At 57.7% G+C, this 23,291-nt stretch carries 32 protein-coding genes; 26 read left to right on the forward strand and 6 right to left on the reverse strand.

All coding sequences use genetic code 11. The features are described 5' to 3' along the window. Positions 1-218: 218 nt before the first annotated feature. Genes K5Q35_RS20675 through K5Q35_RS20685 form a run of 3 tightly spaced genes read right to left on the reverse strand, consistent with a single transcriptional unit; the run spans position 219 to position 3,010 of the window. On the reverse strand, positions 219-1,610 hold the full coding sequence (locus K5Q35_RS20675) for an NAD(P)/FAD-dependent oxidoreductase (RefSeq protein WP_220801191.1): 1,392 nt from the start codon (positions 1,608-1,610) through the stop codon (positions 219-221). Next, positions 1,597-1,920 carry a (2Fe-2S)-binding protein gene (locus K5Q35_RS20680; protein ID WP_220801192.1) on the reverse strand — a complete coding sequence of 108 codons (324 nt, stop codon included), beginning with the start codon at positions 1,918-1,920 and terminating at the stop codon, positions 1,597-1,599. Before K5Q35_RS20680 ends, K5Q35_RS20675 begins: the two co-directional genes overlap by 14 nt. Next, a complete protein-coding gene (locus K5Q35_RS20685; RefSeq protein ID WP_220801193.1) occupies positions 1,886-3,010 on the reverse strand; it encodes an FAD-binding oxidoreductase in 1,125 nt (374 codons plus the stop codon). The genes K5Q35_RS20680 and K5Q35_RS20685 overlap by 35 nt, the downstream gene beginning before the upstream one ends. A gap of 91 nt (positions 3,011-3,101) precedes the next feature. Between K5Q35_RS20685 and K5Q35_RS20690 the strand changes: the two genes are divergently transcribed. The 13 genes from K5Q35_RS20690 to K5Q35_RS20750 all read left to right on the forward strand — a co-directional run bounded on the left by K5Q35_RS20690 (position 3,102) and on the right by K5Q35_RS20750 (position 9,103). Then, positions 3,102-4,010 (forward strand): LysR substrate-binding domain-containing protein, encoded by a 909-nt coding sequence (locus K5Q35_RS20690; protein WP_013963209.1) that lies wholly within the window; start codon positions 3,102-3,104, stop codon positions 4,008-4,010. Positions 4,011-4,391: 381 nt separating this feature from the next. After that, complete coding sequence (rpmC, locus tag K5Q35_RS20695) at positions 4,392-4,598, forward strand: 50S ribosomal protein L29 (protein WP_011567677.1); 207 nt, start codon at positions 4,392-4,394, stop codon at positions 4,596-4,598. Between the two features lie 11 nt (positions 4,599-4,609). Continuing rightward, on the forward strand, positions 4,610-4,849 hold the full coding sequence (gene rpsQ, locus K5Q35_RS20700; RefSeq protein ID WP_013963208.1) for a 30S ribosomal protein S17: 240 nt from the start codon (positions 4,610-4,612) through the stop codon (positions 4,847-4,849). A 73-nt stretch (positions 4,850-4,922) separates the two neighbouring features. Next, entirely contained in the window at positions 4,923-5,291 is a 369-nt protein-coding gene (gene rplN, locus K5Q35_RS20705; protein WP_013963207.1) for a 50S ribosomal protein L14, read from the forward strand. A gap of 2 nt (positions 5,292-5,293) precedes the next feature. Then, positions 5,294-5,605 (forward strand): 50S ribosomal protein L24, encoded by a 312-nt coding sequence (rplX, locus tag K5Q35_RS20710; RefSeq protein ID WP_013963206.1) that lies wholly within the window; start codon positions 5,294-5,296, stop codon positions 5,603-5,605. Further along, complete coding sequence (gene rplE / locus K5Q35_RS20715) at positions 5,598-6,161, forward strand: 50S ribosomal protein L5 (RefSeq protein ID WP_013963205.1); 564 nt, start codon at positions 5,598-5,600, stop codon at positions 6,159-6,161. The genes rplX and rplE overlap by 8 nt, the downstream gene beginning before the upstream one ends. A gap of 19 nt (positions 6,162-6,180) precedes the next feature. Continuing rightward, a complete protein-coding gene (gene rpsN, locus K5Q35_RS20720) occupies positions 6,181-6,486 on the forward strand; it encodes a 30S ribosomal protein S14 (protein WP_013963204.1) in 306 nt (101 codons plus the stop codon). Between the two features lie 12 nt (positions 6,487-6,498). Beyond that, a complete protein-coding gene (gene rpsH / locus K5Q35_RS20725; RefSeq protein ID WP_013963203.1) occupies positions 6,499-6,891 on the forward strand; it encodes a 30S ribosomal protein S8 in 393 nt (130 codons plus the stop codon). 10 nt (positions 6,892-6,901) lie between these two features. Further along, positions 6,902-7,435, forward strand: coding sequence for a 50S ribosomal protein L6 (gene rplF / locus K5Q35_RS20730; protein ID WP_013963202.1), 534 nt, complete (start codon positions 6,902-6,904; stop codon positions 7,433-7,435). Positions 7,436-7,446: 11 nt separating this feature from the next. Beyond that, positions 7,447-7,806, forward strand: coding sequence for a 50S ribosomal protein L18 (gene rplR, locus K5Q35_RS20735; protein ID WP_013963201.1), 360 nt, complete (start codon positions 7,447-7,449; stop codon positions 7,804-7,806). A 105-nt stretch (positions 7,807-7,911) separates the two neighbouring features. Next, positions 7,912-8,487: a 30S ribosomal protein S5 gene (gene rpsE, locus K5Q35_RS20740; RefSeq protein ID WP_013963200.1), complete on the forward strand. Its 576-nt coding sequence runs from the start codon at positions 7,912-7,914 to the stop codon at positions 8,485-8,487. Positions 8,488-8,499: 12 nt separating this feature from the next. Further along, positions 8,500-8,688 carry a 50S ribosomal protein L30 gene (rpmD, locus tag K5Q35_RS20745; RefSeq protein ID WP_013963199.1) on the forward strand — a complete coding sequence of 63 codons (189 nt, stop codon included), beginning with the start codon at positions 8,500-8,502 and terminating at the stop codon, positions 8,686-8,688. A gap of 133 nt (positions 8,689-8,821) precedes the next feature. Further along, positions 8,822-9,103, forward strand: a complete 282-nt coding sequence (locus K5Q35_RS20750; protein WP_220801194.1) for a hypothetical protein — start codon at positions 8,822-8,824, stop codon at positions 9,101-9,103. A 134-nt stretch (positions 9,104-9,237) separates the two neighbouring features. Here the strand turns inward: K5Q35_RS20750 and K5Q35_RS20755 are convergent, their stop codons facing one another. Continuing rightward, the gene (locus K5Q35_RS20755; RefSeq protein ID WP_220801195.1) at positions 9,238-9,987 is read right to left on the reverse strand and encodes a hypothetical protein; all 750 of its coding nucleotides are present in this window, start codon (positions 9,985-9,987) and stop codon (positions 9,238-9,240) included. A 133-nt stretch (positions 9,988-10,120) separates the two neighbouring features. Here K5Q35_RS20755 and rplO point away from each other — a divergent pair, with 133 nt between their 5' ends. The 3 genes from rplO (at position 10,121) to K5Q35_RS20770 (ending at position 12,731) form a co-directional block, all read left to right on the forward strand. After that, positions 10,121-10,603, forward strand: coding sequence for a 50S ribosomal protein L15 (gene rplO, locus K5Q35_RS20760; protein ID WP_013963196.1), 483 nt, complete (start codon positions 10,121-10,123; stop codon positions 10,601-10,603). Positions 10,604-10,722: 119 nt separating this feature from the next. Continuing rightward, the gene (gene secY, locus K5Q35_RS20765) at positions 10,723-12,087 is read left to right on the forward strand and encodes a preprotein translocase subunit SecY (protein ID WP_013963195.1); all 1,365 of its coding nucleotides are present in this window, start codon (positions 10,723-10,725) and stop codon (positions 12,085-12,087) included. Next, positions 12,084-12,731, forward strand: coding sequence for an adenylate kinase (locus K5Q35_RS20770; protein WP_013963194.1), 648 nt, complete (start codon positions 12,084-12,086; stop codon positions 12,729-12,731). The genes secY and K5Q35_RS20770 overlap by 4 nt, the downstream gene beginning before the upstream one ends. Before the next feature lie 30 nt (positions 12,732-12,761). On the opposite strand, the gene K5Q35_RS20775 is transcribed toward K5Q35_RS20770, so the two are convergent. Both K5Q35_RS20775 and K5Q35_RS20780 read right to left on the reverse strand, forming a co-directional pair. Next, positions 12,762-13,814 (reverse strand): hypothetical protein, encoded by a 1,053-nt coding sequence (locus tag K5Q35_RS20775; protein ID WP_220801196.1) that lies wholly within the window; start codon positions 13,812-13,814, stop codon positions 12,762-12,764. 284 nt (positions 13,815-14,098) lie between these two features. Beyond that, positions 14,099-14,812, reverse strand: coding sequence for a regulator of G-protein signaling domain-containing protein (locus K5Q35_RS20780; RefSeq protein ID WP_220801197.1), 714 nt, complete (start codon positions 14,810-14,812; stop codon positions 14,099-14,101). Positions 14,813-15,115: 303 nt separating this feature from the next. On the opposite strand from K5Q35_RS20780, the gene rpsM reads away from it, so the two are divergent. From rpsM to K5Q35_RS20830, 10 genes are all read left to right on the forward strand, one after another. Beyond that, positions 15,116-15,484 (forward strand): 30S ribosomal protein S13, encoded by a 369-nt coding sequence (rpsM, locus tag K5Q35_RS20785; RefSeq protein WP_013963190.1) that lies wholly within the window; start codon positions 15,116-15,118, stop codon positions 15,482-15,484. Between the two features lie 15 nt (positions 15,485-15,499). After that, positions 15,500-15,889, forward strand: a complete 390-nt coding sequence (rpsK, locus tag K5Q35_RS20790) for a 30S ribosomal protein S11 (RefSeq protein ID WP_013963189.1) — start codon at positions 15,500-15,502, stop codon at positions 15,887-15,889. 113 nt (positions 15,890-16,002) lie between these two features. Beyond that, complete coding sequence (locus K5Q35_RS20795) at positions 16,003-17,019, forward strand: DNA-directed RNA polymerase subunit alpha (RefSeq protein WP_013963188.1); 1,017 nt, start codon at positions 16,003-16,005, stop codon at positions 17,017-17,019. 156 nt (positions 17,020-17,175) lie between these two features. Next, positions 17,176-17,598 (forward strand): 50S ribosomal protein L17, encoded by a 423-nt coding sequence (rplQ, locus tag K5Q35_RS20800; protein ID WP_013963187.1) that lies wholly within the window; start codon positions 17,176-17,178, stop codon positions 17,596-17,598. Positions 17,599-17,865: 267 nt separating this feature from the next. Beyond that, positions 17,866-19,191, forward strand: coding sequence for a replication-associated recombination protein A (locus tag K5Q35_RS20805; protein WP_220801198.1), 1,326 nt, complete (start codon positions 17,866-17,868; stop codon positions 19,189-19,191). A 66-nt stretch (positions 19,192-19,257) separates the two neighbouring features. Then, complete coding sequence (gene crcB / locus K5Q35_RS20810) at positions 19,258-19,641, forward strand: fluoride efflux transporter CrcB (protein ID WP_220801199.1); 384 nt, start codon at positions 19,258-19,260, stop codon at positions 19,639-19,641. Continuing rightward, positions 19,638-20,678, forward strand: coding sequence for an RluA family pseudouridine synthase (locus K5Q35_RS20815; protein WP_220801200.1), 1,041 nt, complete (start codon positions 19,638-19,640; stop codon positions 20,676-20,678). The genes crcB and K5Q35_RS20815 overlap by 4 nt, the downstream gene beginning before the upstream one ends. Continuing rightward, a complete protein-coding gene (locus K5Q35_RS20820; protein WP_220801201.1) occupies positions 20,678-21,355 on the forward strand; it encodes an HAD-IA family hydrolase in 678 nt (225 codons plus the stop codon). Before K5Q35_RS20815 ends, K5Q35_RS20820 begins: the two co-directional genes overlap by 1 nt. Before the next feature lie 3 nt (positions 21,356-21,358). Further along, positions 21,359-22,069 carry an ATP12 family chaperone protein gene (locus K5Q35_RS20825; RefSeq protein WP_220801202.1) on the forward strand — a complete coding sequence of 237 codons (711 nt, stop codon included), beginning with the start codon at positions 21,359-21,361 and terminating at the stop codon, positions 22,067-22,069. A gap of 198 nt (positions 22,070-22,267) precedes the next feature. Further along, positions 22,268-23,284 carry an amino acid ABC transporter substrate-binding protein gene (locus tag K5Q35_RS20830; protein WP_013963181.1) on the forward strand — a complete coding sequence of 339 codons (1,017 nt, stop codon included), beginning with the start codon at positions 22,268-22,270 and terminating at the stop codon, positions 23,282-23,284. The last annotated feature ends 7 nt before the right edge of the window (positions 23,285-23,291 follow it).

Here is a 23,291-nt window from a genome sequence, read left to right on the forward strand (position 1 = left end):
TGCGGTATGGATATGGGTTATCACAATCTTGTCCTTCAGGGGCATTTGTCTTTGGTCTCGCGGGATACCTCTCGCCGCACGCGGGGCGCGCGAACCGGCAGAGCGTTTATGTAATGCACAGAACGATCAGGAAATACAGCAGCGTCGCAATCATGGGGGTCATGTCGTGCCCGCCGAGGCCGTTGTGCGGTGGTCGCGTGGAACTGTGGCGGGATCGCTTATGCGGTTTCCTTCTGATGCGGTGCAAGCGCGGCAAGTTCCCCTAGCGTGACGGGCTTGATCGGGGTGCGGGCCCTTGGGGCCGGGACCTGCGCGGCACCCTTTGCGGTGCTGGCGCAGAGGATGGCGCGCACAGTTGCATCGCACATGCGGCCTTGGCAGGGCCCCATGCCGATGCGCAGCGATGTTTTGATCTGGCGCTGGCCGGATGCGCCCTGGCTGATGCTTTGGCGTATGTCGCCTGCGGTTTTTTCTTCACATCTGCACAGGATGGTTTCATCGGGAGGGGACAGGCAGTCAGCGGGGGGCGCATATGCAGCGTCCAGAAACGGGCGGATGGCGCGGGAGCGGAACAGTTCGCCCCGCGCCTCGGCGGCGCGCTGGGTGCGTGTGTCAGCACTGATGCGCCCGGCCCGGTGCAAGATGTCCAGCGCCGCGATTTCGCCGGATGCCGCTGCCGTTTCGGCCCCGCCGATCCCGGCGCCATCCCCGGCCACATGCAGGCCGGCAACATCCGTATTGCCCCAGATATCCGTCACGGGCTGAAAAGCGGTCTGCGCCTTGTTCCAAGCGTGCGTGATCCCCGCGGACCGGCTCATATGCGTCGACGGGATGACCCCTTGATGGATCAGCAACAGTTGCGTGGCCAAGGTTTTGCGCTGACCTTTGTGGGTGAAGGAAAACGCGATTGCGCCGTTGTTTTCGGTTTGCGCTTCGAAGTGCGCAGCGTTCACGAACCGCCGCACTCCGGCGGCGCGGATTTTCGCGATCAGCCCCAAGCCCTTTGCCAAGGTGGGCAATGCGAAGAGGGCGCGCGGCAGGTGTGGCACTGCGTTCAGCATCATGCGCGGCGTTTGCGTTTCAACCAGCGCTTTGGGCGGGCAGCCCGCGTCGACCATTTGCGCCGCAATCAGATACAGCAGCGGGCCGGACCCCGCCAGCAGCGCATCCTTGGGCAGCATTCCTGCGGTTTTCATGAGGATTTGTGCCGCACCTGCACTCATCACGCCGGGCAGGGTCCAGCCCGGAAAAGGCATGGGCCGTTCTTGCGCGCCCCCTGCCAGCAGAACATGCGGCGCGGATGTGACGTGGCTGACCCCCTCCTGTGACCAGACCACGCGCGGCCCTTTTTCCAACCGCCAAACCGTTGCGCCGAATTGCGTGGTGATGTTGGGCCGATCCAGCGCATCCACGAAACGCATGCCCGAGGCATACTCCTTGCCCAGCCAACGGCGCCGCGCACGGTTTTCGCCCACGTTGCGGTAGATCTGGCCCCCCGCACGCGGTTGTTCATCCAGCAAGAGCACGCGCAACCCGTCCTGTGCAGCAGTGGCGGCAGCCGACATGCCCGCAGGTCCCGCGCCAATGATGATCAGATCAAACGCGGACATCATCACCTCCACCAAGGGGGCGCAGCCCGGTCTGGCGTTTCACCACCATGCCGTCGCGGACGGAAACCATGCAGGCTTGCGTGTTGGGGGTGCCATCAACCTCCACCAGACAGTCAAAACACACGCCCATCATGCAGAACGCGGTGCGCCCCGCGCCACTGGCGGTGTGACGGCTCGCCTCCCCGGAATGGGCGAGCAGGGCCGCGGCGAGGGGTGTTCCCGCGCGCGCTGTCACGGTCTCACCATCAAGGGTGAATTGCACGGAGGCACCTGCCTCAGGCAAGGTTTGAAAGCGAGAAGCGATGTTCATCGAAAGCCTCCAGATCAGGTGCTGCGGGTGTGTTTTCAATCCATTCGACAAGGCTGGATGCATGCATCGAGGCCAGCGTAACGCCGCTGTGGCAGGTCACGAGATAGGCACCGGGATGGTCCTGCGAGCGGGCATAAACCGGATAGCCATCCGGCGACATGACACGCAACGCCCCCCAGGCGCGGATCACACGCACATCGGCCAAGGCGGGAAAAACCTGCACCGCGTGTCGCGCCAGGCCCGCCATGACATCCAGCGTTTCGCTGTCGTCCATGCCCGCATCAGCCTTGGTGCCGCCAATCTGGATGCCGCCCTCATCCACCTGTCGGATCGTGCTAGAGAGGAATGGCAGGCGTTCCCCGAGTTTTTCGGTAATCAGCAGTTCACCGCGTTGCGGGCGGATTTTGGTTTGAAACCCAAGATCGGCTGCAAGTTTCATTGCCCCCAACCCTGCACAGAGCAGAACCCTGTCCGCGCCGGTCTTTTCGCCATGCGCCAGTGTCAGATCAAACCCACCGCTCGGGAGGGGCGCAATGCTGGCAACATGCGCATCAGGTATCACCTCACCACCCAGCGCGGTCACCGCCAAGCGCAGGGCGCGCAGGAAACGCAGGGGGTTCACATGTCCGTCGAGCCGGGAATAGGTCGCGCCGACGACATCCGCGCCGATGCCGGGCACCTCGCGGCGAACTTCATCTCCGCTGAGTACCTCATGGCTGAACCGATTGCCGAGATGCTTTTGTTGCTGGGCCAGCATCGCGGCGAAGTCATCCATTTCGCCAATCTCCGTGAAAAATTCAAAGCCACCGGATTGATCGAGCGCCACGTCAATGCCAGACAGATCGGCCAGTCTGGCGGCGAACTCTGGCCAGGCGGCCAAAGCCTCGCCCGTCCATCGCGCATAAGGCGCGAAATCCCAACCTTTGCCTTGCCCCCAAACCAGACCGAAATTGCCCTGAGAGGCCCGCGCATCACTGTCGGCGCCATCCAGCACGCGCACAGGGTGGCCTGCCTGTAGCAATCCCATCGCCACGCACAGGCCGACAACGCCCCCGCCGATGATTGTGATGTCCGACTGTGCCGCTGGCATATGATTCCCCCGCGGGAACTTTGGCAGATGTTTTCACATATCAATAATCGCCAAATTTGCGTTATGCATTCCCTGAGGGTATGTGATTGTCATGTTGCATCGATTGACCCACCGACAGATTGAGGCGTTTCGCGCCGTGATGGAGACCGGTCAGGTCACCGCAGCCGCCGACGTGTTGGGCACCACGCAACCCTCCGTGAGCAAGATGATCGCTGACCTTGAGCATGTCGCGGGGTTCAGCCTGTTTGAGCGGCGCGCAAGGCAGGTGATCCCGACGGCGGACGCGCATGCGCTTTATGAAGAGGTGGAACGATCCTTTGTCGGCATGTCTGAAATCTCGCGAGTGATTGAGGACATCCGGGATTTTCGCAAGGGCAGTCTGATGATTGCGGGCATGCCCGCGCTGGCGTTGAAATTTCTGCCCGATGTGATCGCCGAGTTCATCGCCGACGAGCCGGGGATCACGGTTTCGCTGCGCGCACGCAGTTCACAAGCCGTTCAGCGGCATCTGATTTCCCAGCAATTCGACCTTGGCTTTGCCACCTTGGATACAGACCACCCCGCCGTGATACGCCAGCCGATCTGCGAAACGCATATGTTGGCGGTCCTGCCGGTTGGTCACGCTTTGGGGCAGAAGGACGTCCTGGAGCCTATGGATTTTGACCAGTGCCCGTTTATCGCTTTGGGGGCTGAGATCGGAACACGGTCCGAAACTGACGCGTTTCTCGCGATAGGGTCAGCACGGCCGCACATCATTGCAGAAGCGCAGCTTTCCAGTTCAATCTGCGAATTGGTATCAGCGGGCACCGGCATTTCAATTGTGGAGCCCGTCACAGCGACATATTTTGCATCGGCGGGGCGTCTCGTGACGCGGCCTTTGCGACCGGTCCAACCGTTCCGCTATGACATCCTGACGCCCGCACTGCGCCAGCCGTCGCGCGCGGCAAGCCGCTTTCTAAAGCTTGTCGAGCACAAGTTCGCAACAGTTCTTGAAGGGTGATGCGGCACGCGCCACCGATTTAGCACGGCAAGCCAGCCTTCGTGCGTCGCGCAACGCCGGAGGTAACGCGCGCGGGATGAGCCACGTGGGTTCCGGGTGGGGTGTGCAGGCAGAGAGGCCCACCAACAGGCAGGTGGCTGCGGGACGTGCGTGTCGTTTCAACATTGGTTTCCGTCTTCTTTGACAACGGCTGGTCCTATTGCGGTGCGCGCCATGTTTGAATGTGGAATTGGTCGTATTTCGGGGGCCGGCGGGTCAGGTGCCAAAAGGGGTTGCGATATGGGGGCGTTGGGCCTATACGGCCCTTTCATCATGGACTCCACGGGAATCAGGGTGACGCATTTGATGCGGCCTTCCCGTGATGTTGAAAGGAATAGGGCGATGAACGCCAAGGAACTACACGACAAAACGCCGGACCAGCTGCGTGAAGAGCTGGCCAATCTGAAAAAGACCTCCTTTAACCTGCGCTTCCAGCAAGCGACAGGCCAGTTGGAGAACCCTGCGCAAATCCGCAAGGCACGCCGCGATGCGGCCCGTGTCAAAACGATTTTGAACCAAAAAGCGGCGTCAGCCGCTGCGTCTGAGTAAGGAGAGCCCTCATGCCAAAGCGTATTCTGTCCGGCGTCGTGACCTCCGATGCAAACGCACAAACAGTTACCGTATCCGTAGAGCGCCGCTTTACCCATCCGGTTCTGAAAAAGACGATCCGTAAGTCCAAGAAATACCGGGCGCACGATGAGAACAACACATTCAAGACGGGCGACGCCGTTCGTATTGTTGAATGTGCACCAAAATCAAAGACCAAACGTTGGGAAGTGCTGCAAGCCGCTGAGGCCTGAAGCACAACCTGCTTAATCGAAACCCTGGGGATATTGGCCACGCATCGGCCCCCCAAAGGTCGGGAGAAACCAAATGATCCAGATGCAGACCAACCTGGATGTTGCTGACAACAGCGGCGCACGCCGTGTTCAGTGCATCAAGGTACTGGGTGGTTCCAAGCGTAAATACGCATCCGTCGGCGACATTATTGTCGTGTCGGTCAAGGAAGCCATTCCGCGCGGTCGTGTGAAAAAAGGCGACGTCCGTAAGGCCGTCGTTGTTCGCACCGCCAAAGAAGTACGTCGCGACGATGGCACCGCCATTCGTTTTGACCGCAACGCAGCGGTCATCCTCAACAACAATAATGAGCCAATCGGTACACGTATCTTTGGCCCGGTCGTGCGTGAGCTGCGCGCGAAAAACTTCATGAAAATCATCTCACTCGCTCCGGAGGTGCTGTAATCATGGCTGCTAAACTGAAAAAAGGTGACAAGGTCATCGTTCTGGCAGGCAAGGACAAGGGCAAGACAGGCAGCATTTCGTCTGTGGACCCGAAATCCGGCAAGGCCATCGTGGACGGCGTGAACATTTCGATCCGCGCCACGCGTCAGTCCCAGACCGAGCAGGGCGGACGTATACCAAAGGCGATGCCAATCGACCTGAGCAACCTCGCCTATGTGGATGCCAACGGTAAAGCCACCCGTGTCGGGTTCAAGATTGAAGGCGACAAGAAAGTGCGTTTCGCCAAGTCAACAGGGGATGTGATCGATGCTTGATTCCGCAAATTATACCCCGCGCCTGAAGGCTGTCTACAAGGACACGATCCGTGCAGCGCTCAAAGAAGAGTTCGGCTATAAGAACGACATGCAGATCCCGCGTCTGGACAAGATCGTCCTGAACATCGGATGTGGTGCCGAAGCCGTACGCGACAGCAAGAAAGCCAAGTCCGCGCAAGCCGACCTGACGCTGATTGCAGGTCAGAAAGCGCTGACAACCATTGCCAAGAAGTCCATCGCGGGTTTCCGGGTGCGTGAAGAAATGCCCTTGGGTGCCAAAGTAACCCTGCGCGGCGATCGCATGTATGAATTCATGGATCGTCTGATCACGATTGCGATGCCTCGTATCCGCGACTTCCGCGGCGTATCGGGCAAGTCTTTCGATGGTCGTGGCAACTATGCCATGGGCCTCAAAGAGCACCTCGTGTTTCCCGAGATCGATTTTGATAAAATCGACGAAAACTGGGGAATGGACATTGTGATCGCCACCACGGCGCATACCGACGCTGAAGCGAAGAGCCTGTTGAAAGCGTTCAACATGCCTTTCAACTCATAAGCGCGGGAAGGAACTAGATATGGCTAAGAAATCCATGATCGCACGCGAAAAGAAGCGTGAAGCACTGGTCGCCAAATACGCGACGAAACGTGCCGAGTTGAAAGCGATTGTAAACGACCAGGAAAAGCCGATGGAAGAGCGTTTCCGCGCCTCCCTGAAGCTGGCGAAACTGCCCCGCAACTCTTCGGCTGTGCGTCTGCACAACCGCTGCCAGCTGACGGGCCGTCCGCACGCGTATTATCGTAAACTGAAAATTTCGCGGATCGCGCTGCGGGACCTTGGCTCAGCAGGCCAGATCCCCGGCATGGTCAAGTCGAGCTGGTAAGGAGCGCATCACATGAACGATCCTATCGCAGATATGCTGACACGCATCCGTAACTCTCAGATGCGCGGCAAATCCACCGTCATGACACCCGGCTCCAAGCTGCGTGCGTGGGTGCTGGATGTGTTGGCGGACGAAGGTTACATCCGTGGCTACGAGAAAACCACGGGCGAAGATGGTCATCCGGCCATCGAAATCAGCCTGAAGTATTACGAAGGCGAACCTGTCATTCGCGAATTGAAGCGGGTCTCCAAGCCCGGTCGTCGCGTTTACATGGGCGTCAATGACATCCCCGTTGTCCGTCAGGGCCTCGGTGTGTCGATTGTCTCCACCCCCAAGGGTGTGATGTCTGACCAAGCAGCACGTAGCGCCAATGTTGGCGGCGAAGTGCTCTGCACCGTCTTCTAAGGAGAGCAGAATGTCTCGTATTGGTAAAAAACCGGTCGATCTGCCTGCCGGTGTCAGCGCATCAGTCAGCGGTCAGACCATCGAAGTCAAAGGCCCCAAGGGCACACGCGCGTTCAAAGCAACGGACGACGTAACCCTGACGGTCGAGGACAATGTTGTCACCATCACGCCTCGCGGCAAATCCAAGCGCGCGCGGCAACAGTGGGGCATGTCCCGCACGATGGTTGAAAACCTTGTCACCGGCGTCACCGATGGTTTCAAGAAAGAGCTTGAAATTCAGGGTGTTGGCTATCGTGCTGCCATGAATGGCAACACACTTCGCCTGAACCTCGGCCTGTCGCATGATGTGGACTATACCCCACCAGAGGGTGTGACCGTCACAGCGCCGAAGCAAACCGAAATCATTGTGGAAGGCATTGACGAACAGCTCGTTGGTCAGGTCGCCGCGAACATCCGCCAGTGGCGTAAACCCGAGCCCTACAAGGGCAAAGGCATCCGCTACAAAGGTGAGTTCGTCTTCCGCAAAGAAGGCAAGAAGAAGTAAGGACGCAAACAATGGCAAACAGTAAAAGACAACTGTTCATCAAACGCCGCCTGCGCGTTCGGAACAAGCTTCGCAAGGTGAATGCAGGGCGCGTGCGCCTGAGTGTACACCGCTCCAACAAGAACATCAGCGTTCAGCTGATCGACGATGTGGCGGGCAAGACGCTTGCTTCGGCGTCGACGTTGGAAAAAGATCTGGGCTGCGTTGGTCAGAACAACATCGAAGCGGCGGCCAAGGTCGGCGCGGCGATTGCTGAACGGGCCAAGAAAGCCGGTGTCAGCGAAGCCTATTTTGACCGGGGCGGTTTCCTCTTTCACGGCAAGGTCAAGGCAGTTGCCGAAGCCGCGCGTGAAGGTGGTTTGAAAATCTAAATCTGCAAGCCGCTCCGCCGGGGCGGCTTCGATGATCCGGGGGCGGTGTGATGCCCACTTGGATTGAAACAACAGGGCGCTTGCCCGGAAAAAAGGATGTTCTCTATGGCAGAACGTGACAACAACCGTCGTGGCAACCGCCGCGATCGTGACGAAGCACCGGAATTCGCAGACCGTCTGGTCGCGATCAACCGCGTGTCCAAGACCGTAAAAGGTGGTAAGCGCTTTGGTTTCGCAGCCCTCGTGGTTGTGGGTGATCAAAAAGGCCGCGTCGGATTCGGCAAAGGGAAAGCGAAAGAGGTCCCCGAGGCCATCCGCAAAGCCACCGAGCAGGCCAAGCGCCAGATGATCCGTGTACAGCTGCGCGAAGGTCGCACGCTGCACCACGACATGGAAGGCCGTCATGGCGCCGGTAAAGTCGTTATGCGCTCGGCACCTGAGGGGACCGGGATCATCGCCGGTGGTCCGATGCGTGCTGTTTTCGAAATGCTGGGCATCAAGGACGTTGTGTCCAAGTCCATCGGTTCGCAGAACCCCTATAACATGATCCGCGCCACCATGGACGGATTGCGCAAAGAGTCCTCGCCCCGTTCGGTCGCACAACGTCGCGGCAAGAAAGTGGCTGACATTCTGCCCAAAGTGGACGCAGCACCCGCGCCTGCTGAAACAGCAGACGCATAAAGGAGCGGTATCATGGCTAAAACTATCGTCGTCAAACAGATCGGCTCCCCGATCCGCCGCCCCGCCAAACAGCGTGCCACGCTGATCGGTCTGGGCCTGAACAAGATGCACAAAACCCGCGAGCTGGAAGACACCCCTTCCGTGCGCGGCATGGTGAACTCGATCTCTCATATGGTCGAAATCATCGAGGAAAAGGGCTAACGCCTTTTCGCATCGTTGAGAATTTGAACCCCTCGCAGAACCCTGCGGGGGGTTTTTCGTTTTGTGGTGCTTTTGCAGTTTAGCTGACTGCGCTTTGGTATTATGGATGCACAAACGTTAAATGGAGAGTCCTATGCGTAAATTCAGCACCCCTGCCATTGCCCTTTTTGGCCTTGTGAGCGTCATGGCGTTTGCGGACCCTGCGGCGGCGAACAGCGATAAAACCTGCACCGAACGCATGCCAGAAGTCCGCGCGATGGTTGATGAGATGACGGATGCCACGGATAAGGCCTTTGCCGAGAAGCAGTTCAAGAAAATTCAACAACTGTTTGCAAGTGGACGTGAGCGCAATTGTATTCTCTATCTGGAAGCCTTGCGCGCGAACATCGAGTCTGGTGATTTCAGCGAAGGTTAGATCGGGTTAGTCGCAACTGCATTGAAAAAATCTGAGGAAGTTTCGAGGCAGGGCCAAGGTGTTTGCGTCGAAATGATAGGTGCGCTTGGCAGAAAAACGTGCAGCGTTTTTTGCAAGCTTCATCGACAAGGATGCTAGTTGAAATGGCACTCTAGGCGGTTATGCATTTCAAAGGCCTCTCTGGCCAAATCATCAATGTTCTTGATACGAGCCACGATGTGCACAGCCATAACGCCGCGAAAAAATTGGTTTTCAAAATCGCTTGCGTGATCGAGTAGTAGTGGTGAGTCTTTGAATCCAGTTAACCGAAAAACAGCTTTTTGGGGATCAAACAGTTCGAGAATCTGCGGTGCGGCTGCATGGACATAACCAGAATACAAACGACTTAAATACGCGGAAGTTGCGATTGCTGAATGATCTACGGCACCATCATTGTTGATGTTCGCAAGGTAGCTCCTTATCTTCCTTCTGGGAACTTGATGACGGTTTTTTTGCTTGCCAGAGAAGGTAGTAAATTCAGGCTCTTCTTCCCAAAATGCATTAAGGTAATTGTCATGATCAGCGCTTTTCTCAAAGCCGAAATGGGGAAGGCTGAGAAAAAAAATGTCCTCATGAATCTCGTCCAGAGTTCGTTGAAGAGAGCAGAGTTCCTGAAGAAACCCATTCGTAAGCAGTAGTTTTCCGGCGTTTAGACCACTTATGTACCTTGCCAATTTTAGAAGTATTGCATCAAAGCCCGATTGATTGGGAAGCCGATATCTGACCTCGTCCAAATGAGAAATAGGTTTTGGCAATTCATGCGTATCAGTAATTTTTTTGAATGACTGGTCAAACCATTCATGGGATGAGACCAAACGACCCTCTTGAGATTGCGATTTTGACATCTGTACGAGTGTTGCACTAAACGTTGATGCCGTCTATACGCCCACGATCACCCTTTTGGTGACATAGAATCGAAACGCCGCGTTTGGTCGCTCCCGTCGCTGGGGACCACATCCGGCAAAAGGAGAAGCGACAATGAAACTGCATGAACTTTCCGACAACGACGGTGCCACCAAGAAACGCAAGCGCGTTGGTCGTGGTCCGGGTTCTGGCACCGGTAAAATGGGTGGCCGGGGTATCAAGGGTCAGAAATCCCGTTCGGGTGTGGCCATCAAGGGCTATGAGGGCGGCCAGATGCCGCTCTATCAACGTCTGCCTAAGCGCGGCTTCAACAAGCCGAACCGCAAGGCCTATGCCGTTGTAAACCTTGGCCTCATCCAGAAATTCGTGGACGCGGGCAAGATCGACGCGAGCGCTGCCATCACCGAAGACGCGCTGATTGCCTCCGGCCTCGTGCGCCGCAAGAAGGACGGCATTCGTGTGCTGGCCAAGGGCGATGTGACGGGCAAACTGAACATCGAAGTCACCGGCGCATCCAAATCTGCGATTGAAGCGGTGTCCAAAGCGGGCGGTTCCCTGACCGTTACGGCGCCCGTCGCGGAAACGTCAGAGGCGTAAGCCCAAGATCAGACTTGTGGGCGGCGGCTGCGCCGCTTACATACGTCTTTAGTTTTCCATGACGCCGCCCAGCCGGAAAACGGCCCGGGCGGCGCATTTGTTACGAAAGAGAGCCCTTCATGGTTTCTGCTGTCGAGAGCATGGCTGCCAATACCAGCTGGTCCGCGCTGGGTAAGGCAACTGACCTGCGCAACCGTATCCTGTTTACGCTTGGACTGCTGATCGTTTACCGCCTCGGGACGTTTATCCCGGTGCCGGGGATTGATGGCGTCGCACTGCGCGAGTTCATGGAGCAGGCGGGGCAGGGCATCGGCGGGATGGTGTCGATGTTTACCGGCGGCGCCTTGGGGCGGATGGGTATTTTTGCCCTCGGCATCATGCCCTATATCTCGGCCTCGATCATCGTGCAGCTTATGACGGCCATGGTGCCGAAGCTGGAAGCCTTGAAGAAAGAGGGCGAGCAGGGCCGCAAGAAGATCAACCAATACACGCGCTATGGTACGGTTTTCCTTGCCACACTGCAGGCCTATGGCCTTGCTGTGAGCCTTGAAGCAGGCGATATCGTTACCGATCCGGGCATGTTTTTCCGGGCGTCCTGCGTGATTACGCTGGTCGGTGGCACCATGTTCCTGATGTGGCTGGGCGAGCAGATCACCGCGCGCGGCATCGGCAACGGTATTTCGCTGATCATCTTTGTAGGCATTATCGCCGAGGTTCCGGCGGCGATGGCACAGTTCTTTGCCTCTGGCCGTTCCGGCGCGATCAGCCCAGCCGTGATCATCGGTGTGATCCTGATGGTCATTCTAACGATCATGTTCGTGGTGTTCATGGAACGCGCCTTGCGCAAGATCCACATACAATACCCGCGCCGTCAGGTGGGTATGAAGGTTTACGACGGTGGCTCAAGCCACTTGCCGGTCAAGGTAAACCCAGCGGGCGTTATCCCTGCGATTTTTGCCTCCTCGCTTTTGCTGCTGCCGGTGACGATCAGCACGTTCTCGGGCAATTCTACCAACCCGATCATGTCGTGGCTTTTGGCGAACTTTGGCCCCGGTCAACCGCTCTATCTGGCGTTTTTCACGACCATGATCGTGTTCTTTACCTATTTCTACACGTTCAATGTCAGCTTTAAGCCCGACGATGTGGCGGACAACCTGAAAAACCAGAACGGCTTTATTCCCGGCATCCGTCCGGGCAAAAAGACCTCGGAGTACCTTGAGTATGTGGTGAACCGCGTGCTGGTTCTGGGGTCGGCCTATCTGGCTGCTGTCTGCCTGTTGCCCGAAATCCTGCGCGGTGAGTTCGCTATACCGTTCTATTTCGGCGGCACCTCCGTTCTCATTGTAGTCTCAGTAACGATGGATACCATTCAGCAAGTGCAAAGCCATTTGCTGGCCCACCAATACGAAGGCCTGCTGGAGAAGTCGCAACTGCGCGGCAAAAGCGGTAAAGGCCGCAAAAAACGGAGCCCTGTGCGTCGATGAATATAATACTGTTGGGGCCACCAGGGGCCGGTAAAGGCACTCAGGCCCGGATGCTCGAACAAGAGCGCGGCATGGTACAGCTCAGCACCGGTGATATGTTGCGCGAAGCCAAGGACAGCGGGACCGAGATGGGCAAGGTTGTCGCGGACGTGATGGCGCGCGGTGCCTTGGTGACCGATGAGATCGTGATCGGCCTGATCAAGGAAAAGCTGGAGACGGTCGAGGCGTCGGGTTTCATCTTTGACGGCTTTCCGCGCACATTGGCGCAGGCCGATGCGTTGGGCGAGTTGATGGACGAAACGGGCCAGACGCTCGACAAAGTGGTTGAGATGCGTGTCGATGACGCAGCCCTTGTGGCGCGGATCACGGCACGGTCGACCTGCGCGGGCTGCGGTGAGGTTTACAACGACCTGACGAAACCAATCCCGGCAGATGGGGTGTGCACCAATTGCGGGCAGGCCAAGGAATTCAAGCGGCGCGCGGACGACAATGAGGAAAGCCTTAAGACGCGCCTGATGGAATACTACAAACAGACATCGCCGCTGATCGGATACTATTACGCCAAGGAAATGCTGTCGCGCGTCGACGGTCTGGGCGCGATTGACGCGGTGCAAGCCGAGATCAAAGACGCGCTGGATACGTAAACACCTGACGAGGTCGTGTCGCGCGGGGCGTTATCCGTAGTCCACTTCGCCTGGTTTGCGGATCAAGGGTGCCAGATGCGGCAGCTTCATCGTTACATATCTGTAGAACGCACCGTTCTGGGCCTGCGGGTCCGGTATACCCTCCAGCGATTTTGCGACCGCCTTCAGCTTCATCAGATCGGCTCGGGTGATCTTAATCTGGGCAGCGGCGCCGCGAGAGGGGTGCGTGCTTTTTACATGCTGGCTGTCTCTCAACATGATCTCAAAGAGTTTGACGCCGGACGTGTCCGGATCTGTCCCCTCGGGCAATGCGTCATCGGGCGTCTTGATGAGGGTTGCCCAGGGCGGCAGTTGATCCGGTGCGGCGCCTGCCATTTTGACAATCTTGAAACGTTTGAACCGTCGGCGCACGGCTTTCGCGTGGATTTCGTTGTTGCGGTCCATATCGGCGACCCATGCGTTGGCCATCACAAAGGCCCGCCAACAGGCGATGGGATCGATGTTGAACTGCAGTGTGAGAGCATGGGGGTGTTCTTCCACAGTGGGGCCGCGTGCATGCGTGGTGCGCACCCGACCGCCGGGAAAATAGATGCTGCCGATTTTTCCGCCCGTCATGCTCGCGATCATCGTGGTCTCTTCCATCAGGAATTCGTGCACCGCCCAGAGTTTTACGCCCTCGGCAGGATCAATTGATTTGCCGTCCCGGTCCGTGCGGGGGGTGGGCCTGAGGTTTCCCGTGATGGAGCTTTTGTCCGGAGCACCGGTTTTGCCTTTGCCTGATCTATAGTCTTCCTGCGCCCAATCTGCGACGCCTGTCCTGTCTTTCTTCTCCCAACCCGCCTTTTCGCCAGCCGCATAGTCGGGCAGGAACGCACTGGTGGAGGTATCGACCTCGCGTTGGGCGACAGGGGTTTCACGACGCTGCAGAGCGCGAAGCTGTTGGACAGGCTGGCTCGCGTTTGCGAGCGCTTGCAGATTGTTCAGTCTCTCGGTCGAAGGGCGGCGTCCGGCCCCCGCGCTGCTGAGCGCGGGGTGCTGTTTGCTCGCTGCGCGTCTTTTTTGTTTGTAAGTACCCAGGGTCACTACCTCGCCGTTGACGATCGTTAACACATTGATACTAATATAGGTTGATATTTGCGTCTACGGCCCTTGAGCTGACGCGCAGCTTTGCACTACTGACTTCTCTGTAAACGCGCATCTTGACGCCTTCCTATCAACCCCATGCCAGCGCAATTTATGCCCGACGCTCCGGCCAGCAGTATAAGTCAGGAATTACGGCATCTGGCTTTCCGGCCTGCCGCCCCTGACCAGATGGAAACTCAGCCGAGACAGCTATTTCGTTGATGTAATAATGGAGGGTGCAGTGTTCACAAGCGCATTTCTCCACGTTTGCGTCGTGGCGCGCCGCATGCAACACGAAAGGCGCGTGTTTTTTTAAAACGGAGGAAAGCGTCAAACTGGAGTATGTTGCAAATCTCAGTGATGATGGGCGACATCGCTCTGTCCACGCGCGCAAACGCTTTTGTAAAATTGACTGCCTTTTTTGCATCTTCACCCTCTGTCATCAGCGGGGCGGCGGCATTGATCAGATTCGCTCGCATAGCGCCGCTGACGTTGACCTGCTGAGGACTGCCGGTGCGAATAAATTCGTCAATGATAATCTTTAAATTACTTTTGTAGTTGTTGCGTTTTGCAAGGTCAAGAAAGTGCAGATTTTCTTGGACGTACTCGCTTTCGCATTGAGCATAGAAGGCTTTGTAGAGGGCCTGATCCTGGAAAATAAGCTCAAAACTGACATCGCTGGGCGCAAGGCGCTTGGCCTGAATAGTTTGCGCCAATTGGACGGTAGGACTTTGGTTTGCATGTCTCTTGGACGAGCCGTGGCTGCTGTCAACTTCGCGCTGGATCACACCATTCGCACGGCGTTGCACGGCATGCAGCTGCTGCGTCGCGGGGCTTTGATCGGCGTCGTGTTGGAACTGCACCAGCCGCCCGCTGCTTGTTGTGCGCCCGGGTACATTTTGATTTTGCAAAGGGGGGTGATTGAGGGTGGCCCCGCGGCGCTGTCTGGTCTTTTCCAAGAGCTAACCTTCTCTGGCAGGCGGATACGGCGATACTATTATAGATTGTTTTTCCAATCCAGCTTTTGCATAAGCTACGGGCAGTTTCCCGCGCAATCTGTGAAGCAGGTCACACGGGTTGACGCGATGTTAAAAACCCCATACGACGCGCTATCTCTGACGAGAATCAATCTGCAGGACGTGTTACTCATGTCTGTGCAGGATCAACTGATCAGCTGATGCCCGGCGCTGTCTATGTTCCGGGTTTCGTTTGTGAAAAAAGGGTCTGGAACAACGGACCCGCAACGAAAAGGAAGATACCACGTGGCACGTATTGCCGGCGTCAATATCCCGACTGCAAAGCGGGTTCCAATCGCCCTCACCTATATCACTGGAATCGGTAACAATTCCGCAAAACAGATTTGCGAAGCTGTTGGCATCGATCCATCCCGCCGCGTTAATGAGCTCAGCGACGCCGAAGTTCTGGCCGTGCGCGAGCATATTGACGCCAACTTCACCGTCGAAGGTGACCTGCGCCGTGAAGTGCAGATGAACGTCAAGCGTCTGATGGACCTTGGGTGCTACCGTGGCCTGCGCCACCGTCGTAACCTGCCGGTTCGTGGTCAGCGTACCCACACCAACGCTCGCACGCGCAAAGGCCCTGCTAAGGCCATTGCCGGTAAGAAGAAATAAGGGAGGGTCTGACCAATGGCACGTGATAAAGTACGCGTTAAGAAAAAGGCCAGCAAGAACATCGCCGCAGGTGTGGCGCATGTGAACAGCTCCTTCAACAACACCAAGATCCTGATTTCGGACGTGCAGGGCAATGCAATCGCATGGTCCTCTGCCGGCACCATGGGCTTTAAAGGCTCGCGGAAATCCACACCCTATGCGGCCCAGATGGCTGCTGAGGATGCGGGCCGCAAGGCACAGGAACACGGCGTGAAGACGTTGGAAGTTGAAGTGCAGGGTCCGGGGTCGGGCCGTGAAAGCGCGCTGCGTGCGCTGGCTGCTGCCGGGTTCAATATCACTTCGATCCGCGATGTGACGCCAATGGCGCACAACGGCTGCCGCCCACCCAAGCGCCGCCGCGTCTAAGACATTTACCAGATTTGGGGCCGTGTGTTTGCGCACGGCCCCCATCCGCTTTTTTGAAACCTCGAGCGTCTGCACCTTACGGACATGGGGCGCAGACAAGAATGGAGGGACGCATGATCCACAAGAACTGGGCTGAATTGATTAAGCCACAACAACTTGACGTCAAACCGGGCAATGATCCGGCACGTCAGGCAACCGTCACGGCCGAACCGCTTGAGCGGGGCTTTGGCCTGACAATGGGCAACGCGCTGCGTCGTGTGCTGATGTCATCGCTGCAAGGTGCGGCGATTACCTCTGTGCAGATCGACAACGTATTGCACGAGTTTTCATCTGTTGCCGGTGTGCGTGAAGACGTCACCGACATCATCCTGAACCTCAAGGGTGTTTCCATCCGTATGGAAGTCGAAGGGCCAAAGCGCCTGTCGATCTCTGCCAAAGGGCCGGGTGTTGTGACTGCTGGTGACATTTCGGACTCCGCAGGCATCGAAATCCTGAATCGGGATCACGTAATCTGTCACCTCGATGATGGTGCGGATGTTTACATGGAACTGACGGTCAATCAGGGCAAAGGCTATGTTTCTGCAGAAAAGAACAAGCCCGAAGATGCGCCCATTGGCCTCATCCCGATTGATGCGATCTATTCGCCGGTCAAAAAGGTCAGCTATGACGTGCAACCGACCCGCGAAGGTCAGGTGCTGGATTATGACAAGCTGACCATGAAGGTTGAAACCGATGGGTCACTGACGCCTGACGATGCCGTAGCTTTCGCCGCGCGCATTCTGCAGGACCAGCTGGGCATCTTCGTCAACTTTGAAGAGCCAGAATCCGCGTCCCGCGCGGATGAGGACGATGGTCTGGAGTTCAACCCTCTGCTGCTTAAGAAAGTGGACGAGTTGGAACTGTCGGTACGCTCTGCCAACTGTCTCAAGAATGACAACATCGTCTACATCGGTGACCTCATTCAGAAGACCGAAGCGGAGATGCTGCGCACGCCGAACTTTGGCCGCAAATCGCTCAACGAGATCAAGGAAGTGCTCTCTGGCATGGGACTGCATCTCGGCATGGACGTCGAGGACTGGCCGCCGGACAACATCGAAGATCTGGCCAAGAAATTCGAAGACTCCTTTTAAGGGGTCTTCGATCAAGACGCTCGCTTCCAGCGAGACAATGCCCGCAGGTGCGGGGACGATCCGGGTTGCAAGGCCCCAAGGAGAACCGGGTGACACGCATCACCCGGTCAGACAAAGCAAAACGGCCCGTAGAGGGCACATTTAGGAGAAGAAACAATGCGTCACGCACGTGGATACCGCCGCCTGAACCGCACACATGAGCACCGCAAGGCGCTCTGGGCCAACATGGCAGGCTCGCTCATCGAACATGAGCAAATCAAGACAACTTTGCCCAAGGCAAAGGAACTGCGCCCGATTATCGAAAAAATGATCACGCTGGCCAAACGCGGTGATTTGCACGCGCGCCGTCAGGCGGCATCAAAGCTCAAGCAGGACGCATATGTTGCAAAACTCTTTGACGTGCTTGGACCGCGGTACAAGGACCGTCAGGGTGGCTATGTGCGCGTTCTGAAAGCCGGGTTTCGCTATGGCGACATGGCACCCATGGCCATCATCGAATTCGTAGACCGCGACCGCGATGCAAAAGGTGCTGCCGACAAAGCACGCCTTGCAGCAGAAGAAAGCGCCGAAGAGGCATAAGTCCTTTGGCAGCTCGTGCTGGAAAAGCCCTTGTCCCATGCGGGATGAGGGCTTTTTTCATGCGCATATCAGGGGCTGCGGGGTGATATCGTGCGGCCTTGCAAATGCGATGGGGAGTGTGCTGAGCAGTTTTGACGTTACCGCAGGGCGATCACAGGGGCATGAGAGAAATGGGAGGCTGCGGGTGCGGTTTGCCCGTTTATAGCCGTGCGAGGACTCGAACCGAGATTCATTTTCCGGTAGCAGGGTAAAAGAATGGAGTAGGGTATGGATCTGTTTGGCCAGTCGGGCGGAAATGATAAAACGCCACAGAACGCAAAGACGCGTCCGCTGGCGGATTTGCTCAGGCCGCAGTCTCTTGACGAGGTCATAGGTCAGGAAAAACTGCTGGCTGAGGACGGTCCTTTGGGGTCCATGCTGGGGGCGGGTCGCGTAACGTCTTTGATCCTTTGGGGGCCACCCGGCGTTGGGAAAACGACGATTGCCCGACTTCTGGCGCATCAGACCGATCTGCATTTCGAACAGATCAGCGCGATTTTCAGCGGCGTGTCCGATCTCAAGAAGGTCTTTCAGGCGGCACGGGACCGCGCGGTGATCGGGCAGGGGACATTCCTTTTCATTGATGAGATTCATCGGTTTAACAAGGCACAGTTGGATTCGCTGCTGCCGGTGATGGAGGACGGCACCGTTACTGTTTGCGGGGCGACCACGGAAAACCCCTCGTTCAGCGTGAATGGTTCTGTGCTCAGCCGCTGTCAGGTGATGGTGCTGGAACGCCTTGATGTCACAGCGCTGGCAGGGTTGCTGGCACGCGCAGAGGCGCAAACCGGACAGGCGCTGCCGCTGACGGATGATGCCAAATCGCTGTTATGCGCAATGGCCGATGGGGACGGTCGTGCCCTGCTTAATCTGGTCGAAAGCGTGCGTGCATGGCCGCTGGATCAGACCTATTCGGCAGAGGATATCGCCGGTCGGCTGACCCGGCGCGCCGCATTGCATGACCGCGCCGGGGACGGTCATTACGCGATCGCCAGTGCGCTCCAGAAATCAATTCGCGGATCTGATCCGGAGGCGGCGATTTACTGGGTGCACAGGGCGCTTGAGGGGGGCGAAGACCCGCGTTTCATTCTGCGGCGCCTGACCATGATCGCCTGGGAGGACGTAGGGCTGGCGGACCCCGAGGCCTCGCGCGTTTGCCTGAGCGCGTGGGACACCTATGAAAGGCTCGGCAGCCCGGAGGGGGATCTGGCCTTGTCGCAGGCGGCAATTTATCTGGCGCTCGCGCCGAAATCGAATGCCGGATATGTGGCGCATAAAGCGTCGCGTGCGGATGCGAAACAGTCCGGCTCGCTACCCCCGCCGATGCATATTCTGAACGGGCCGACAAAGATGATGCAGGACCTTGGTTTCAGGAAGGGCTATCAATATGACCATGATGCGCCGGAAGGCTTCTCGGGGCAGAATTACTTTCCCGACGGTCTGAAAAGGCCGCAGCACTACGCGCCCGTTGAACGCGGCTTCGAGCGGGAGCTTGCAAAGCGCGTGCGCTACTTTGACAAGTTGCGTCAGGAGCGGGACGACAATGCGACGTGATCTGCACGCCATTGCGGCGCGGGCGGGAAACTTGACAACGGGTGCTGGACGCGGGACAGACCGCGCATGATGAAGTCTTTGATCCTTGTGGCCGCCGGGGGCGCGTTTGGTGCGTCTTTGCGCTATTTGCTGGGTGTCGGTGTCTATCGTCTGACCGGGGGTCCTACGGGTTTTCCGGTGGCGATCATGATGGCCAACGTATTGGGGTCGATTGCCATGGGGTTTTTCGTGGTCTGGGCGGCGCATCGCGGCCTGACGCATCTGAGCCCCTTTGTCATGACCGGCGTTCTGGGCGGGTTCACGACGTTTTCCGCGTTTTCGCTGGAAACGGTGACGTTGTTTGAGCGGGGCGAGGTCTGGCAGGCGGGGCTTTATGTTGTGCTCTCGGTCGGGCTGTCGGTATTTGGATTGATGGCGGGCCTCTGGGTCGCGCGTGGAGTATTTTTATGAGCGCAGTGCAAACACTGACCGTCGGCGAAGATGAGGGGGACCAGCGGCTGGACCGGTGGTTCAAAAAGCAGTTTCCCCTGATCAGTCAGGGGCGCGTCGAAAAGATGTGCCGCAAAGGTGAAATTCGCGTGGACGGGGGCCGCGTCAAGGCGGCGACCCGTCTGGAAGTGGGCCAGCAGGTGCGTATTCCGCCCCTGCCGGACACGGCGGCACCGGCGCCTGTCGCGCGCTCTGCGGTGTCGGCGGCGGATGCCAAGCTGATCCAGTCCTGCGTGATTTACCGGGATGATCATATCATTGCGATCAACAAACCTGCGGGCCTGCCGACGCAGGGCGGGTCCGGTCAGACGCGCCATGTCGATGGGCTCTCTGAGGCGTTGAAATTCGGGTTTGAGGACAAACCGCGCCTTGTGCACCGCCTGGACAAAGACACGTCCGGGGTTTTGCTGCTTGCGCGCACGCGGATGGCGGCCAAGGCGTTGACGACCGCGATGCGGCACAAGGAAACGCGCAAGATCTACTGGGCATTGGTGGCCGGGGTGCCGACGCCTTACTTGGGTGAAATCCGCTATGCGCTGGTCAAGGCGCCGGGGCATGGGCGGCGGGGAGAGGGCGAAAAGATGATCGCCCTGCCGCCCCGCGAGGTCGATGAGACGCCGGGTGCGAAACGCGCGCATACGCTTTATGCGACGCTTTACCGGGTGGGGTCACGCGCGTCGTGGGTCGCGATGGAGCCGATCACCGGGCGGACCCATCAATTGCGCGTTCACATGGCCGAAATCGGGCATCCCATTGTCGGTGATGGCAAATATGGCGGTTCGGGTCAGGAAAACATGGGCGATGGATGGGGCGCGCAACTGGGCGGTGTGATTTCCAAGAAGCTGCACCTGCATGCCCGGATGATGCGGTTCGAACACCCCGAAACCCGCAAACCTGTCACGATCACGGCGGATATGCCGGACCATATGAAGCAAAGCTGGGATACCTTTGGCTGGACCGAGGATCTGGCCGTCGAAGACCCGTTCGAGGCGCTTTGATGAGCACGCCGCTGCGATTGGTGATATTCGATGTGGATGGCACTTTGGTGGACAGCCAGGGCGACATTCTGGGCGCGATGCGCCATGCCTTCGGCGCGGTGGACCTTGAAGTGCCCTCGCGAGATGCGGTGCTGGGTATTGTCGGGCTGTCGTTGCCGGTGGCCATGGCGCGTCTGGCGCCGGATGCGGGTCCGGCAGTGCAAGACGAATTGGTTGAGGGGTACAAATCCGCCTATGTCGACATGCGCGCCAAGGTTGGCGCGGCGCAGTCCAGCCCGCTTTATCCCGGTGCGCGTGACAGTCTGGAACAGTTGCATGCTGCGCCCGAGGTCTTGCTGGGCGTGGCGACGGGCAAGTCCAAGCGCGGGCTCGACAGCCTGATCAAGGCGCATGACCTGGGCTCGTTTTTCGTCACACAGCAGGTGGCTGATTTTCACCCCTCAAAACCGCATCCTTCCATGATCCTGCAGGCAATGGCGGACACCGGGGTTGATCCGGAAAACACGGTGATGATTGGTGATACCAGTTTTGATATGGAGATGGCGCAATCTGCGGGCGTGCGCAGCATTGGTGTCAGTTGGGGGTATCACCCGGTTTCCGCGCTCACGGGCGCGGCTGAAATACTGACGGATTTTGCCGCTTTGCCAACCGCCATCTCACGGCTTTGGGAACGATAAAAGATGAGTGAATGGAAGGCAAAGCGCTTCTGGAAAGAGGCGGCCGTTGACGAAACAGCGGAAGGCTTCGGTATCTCTCTGGATGGCCGGCCTGTCAAAACGCCCGCGAAAAGATCCCTAATTGCGCCAACGCGCCAATTCGCGGAAAGAATTGCCAATGAGTGGAATGCGCAGGGCGAGGTTATTGACCCCGGTGAAATGCCGTTCACCCGCAGCGCGAATGCTGCGTTGGACAAGGTTGCGGTGCAACACGATGAGGTTGCGGATATGCTGGCCGCTTACGGGGACAGTGACCTTTTGTGCTACCGTGCTGAATACCCCGAACGGCTCGTGGCACGGCAAAGCGCGCAATGGGACCCTATTTTGGACTGGGCTGCTGGCGTCTTTGGCACGCGGTTGCAGACGCGGGCGGGTGTCATGCACGTGCCTCAAGAGCCTGAAGCCCTTGCAAGGCTGACGGAAAAGACACGTAAGATGTCGGCATTCGAACTTGCGGGTTTTCATGATCTGGTGAGCCTCTCTGGCTCACTGATTCTCGGCTTCGCGGCGACCCATGATTTTCTGTCTCCCAAGGCGATTTGGGACATTTCACGTCTGGACGAAATCTGGCAGGCGGAAGAGTGGGGTTCAGATGAGGAGGCAGAAGCTGCTGCAGCCGTGAAAGAAGCCGCATTTGTTCATGCAAAGCAGGTGTTTGAGCTGTCACGTGACTAAAAGTTGCGCGGGTTGGTCAAGTTGACGTTAGGATAGGTTCTCTTGTGGCGAAATAGGTAATCCTACCCTTGACGTTCACACCCTAAACCGAACAGTATTGCGACCACTCGGAGCACACAAAGTGCTCAAGTGTCACTGCCGGTTTTACGACCGGTCGACCCGCTATTGAAGAAGCGGAAAATCAGGAAGAGGTTTAAAATGAAAAAATCAGTACTTTTAGGTGCGCTGACGATTGCTGGTCTTGCGGCCGGCGCCGCGGCGGCCGGTACTTTGGACGATGTAAAAGCGCGCGGCACGTTGAATTGCGGCGTGACAACCGGTCTTGTCGGCTTTGCCGCGCCTAACGCTGATGGCGAATGGAATGGGTTTGACGTTGCGATCTGCCGGGCCGTTGCAGCTGCCGTTCTGGGCGACGCGACAGCCGTTGAATTCGTGCCGACAACAGGTAAGACACGCTTTACAGCGCTTGCCTCCGGCGAAATCGACATGCTGGCCCGTAACACCACATGGACGTTTTCCCGCGATGTTGACCTGAAATTCACATTCGTCGGCGTCAACTACTATGATGGCCAAGGCTTCATGGTGCCAAAATCGCTGGGCGTGACATCCGCAAAAGAGCTGGATGGCGCAACCGTTTGCATCCAGACGGGCACAACCACAGAGCTGAACCTTGCGGATTTCTTCCGTGCCAACAACATCAGCTATGAGCCCGTTCCAATCGAGACAAACGCCGAAGGCCAGCAACAGTATCTTGCCGGTGCGTGCGACACCTACACGACAGATGCATCCGGTCTGGCCGCGACACGCGCAACGTTTGAAAATCCGACAGAGCACGTGCTGCTGCCCGAAATCATCTCCAAAGAGCCGCTGGGCCCGCTTGTCCGTCACGGCGACGACGAATGGGGTGATGTGGTGCGCTGGACGTTGAACGCGCTGATCACAGCCGAAGAGCTGGGCGTCACATCCGCCAACGTAAGCGAAATGGCGACCGGTTCGAACAACCCTGAAGTCAAGCGCTTGCTCGGCTCTGAGGGCACTCTGGGCGAAATGCTCGGCCTTGAAGCAGACTGGGCGATGAAGGCAATCGCGACACAAGGCAACTACGGTGAAATCTTTGCCAAGAACATTGGCGAAGAAACCCCAATTGCCCTGTCGCGTGGACTGAACGCACAGTGGACAAACGGTGGCCTGATCTACTCGCCGCCGTTCCGCTAAAACCTGA

It is taken from the genome of Roseobacter sp. OBYS 0001, assembly GCF_019654895.1.
GTDB lineage: Bacteria > Pseudomonadota > Alphaproteobacteria > Rhodobacterales > Rhodobacteraceae > Roseobacter > Roseobacter litoralis.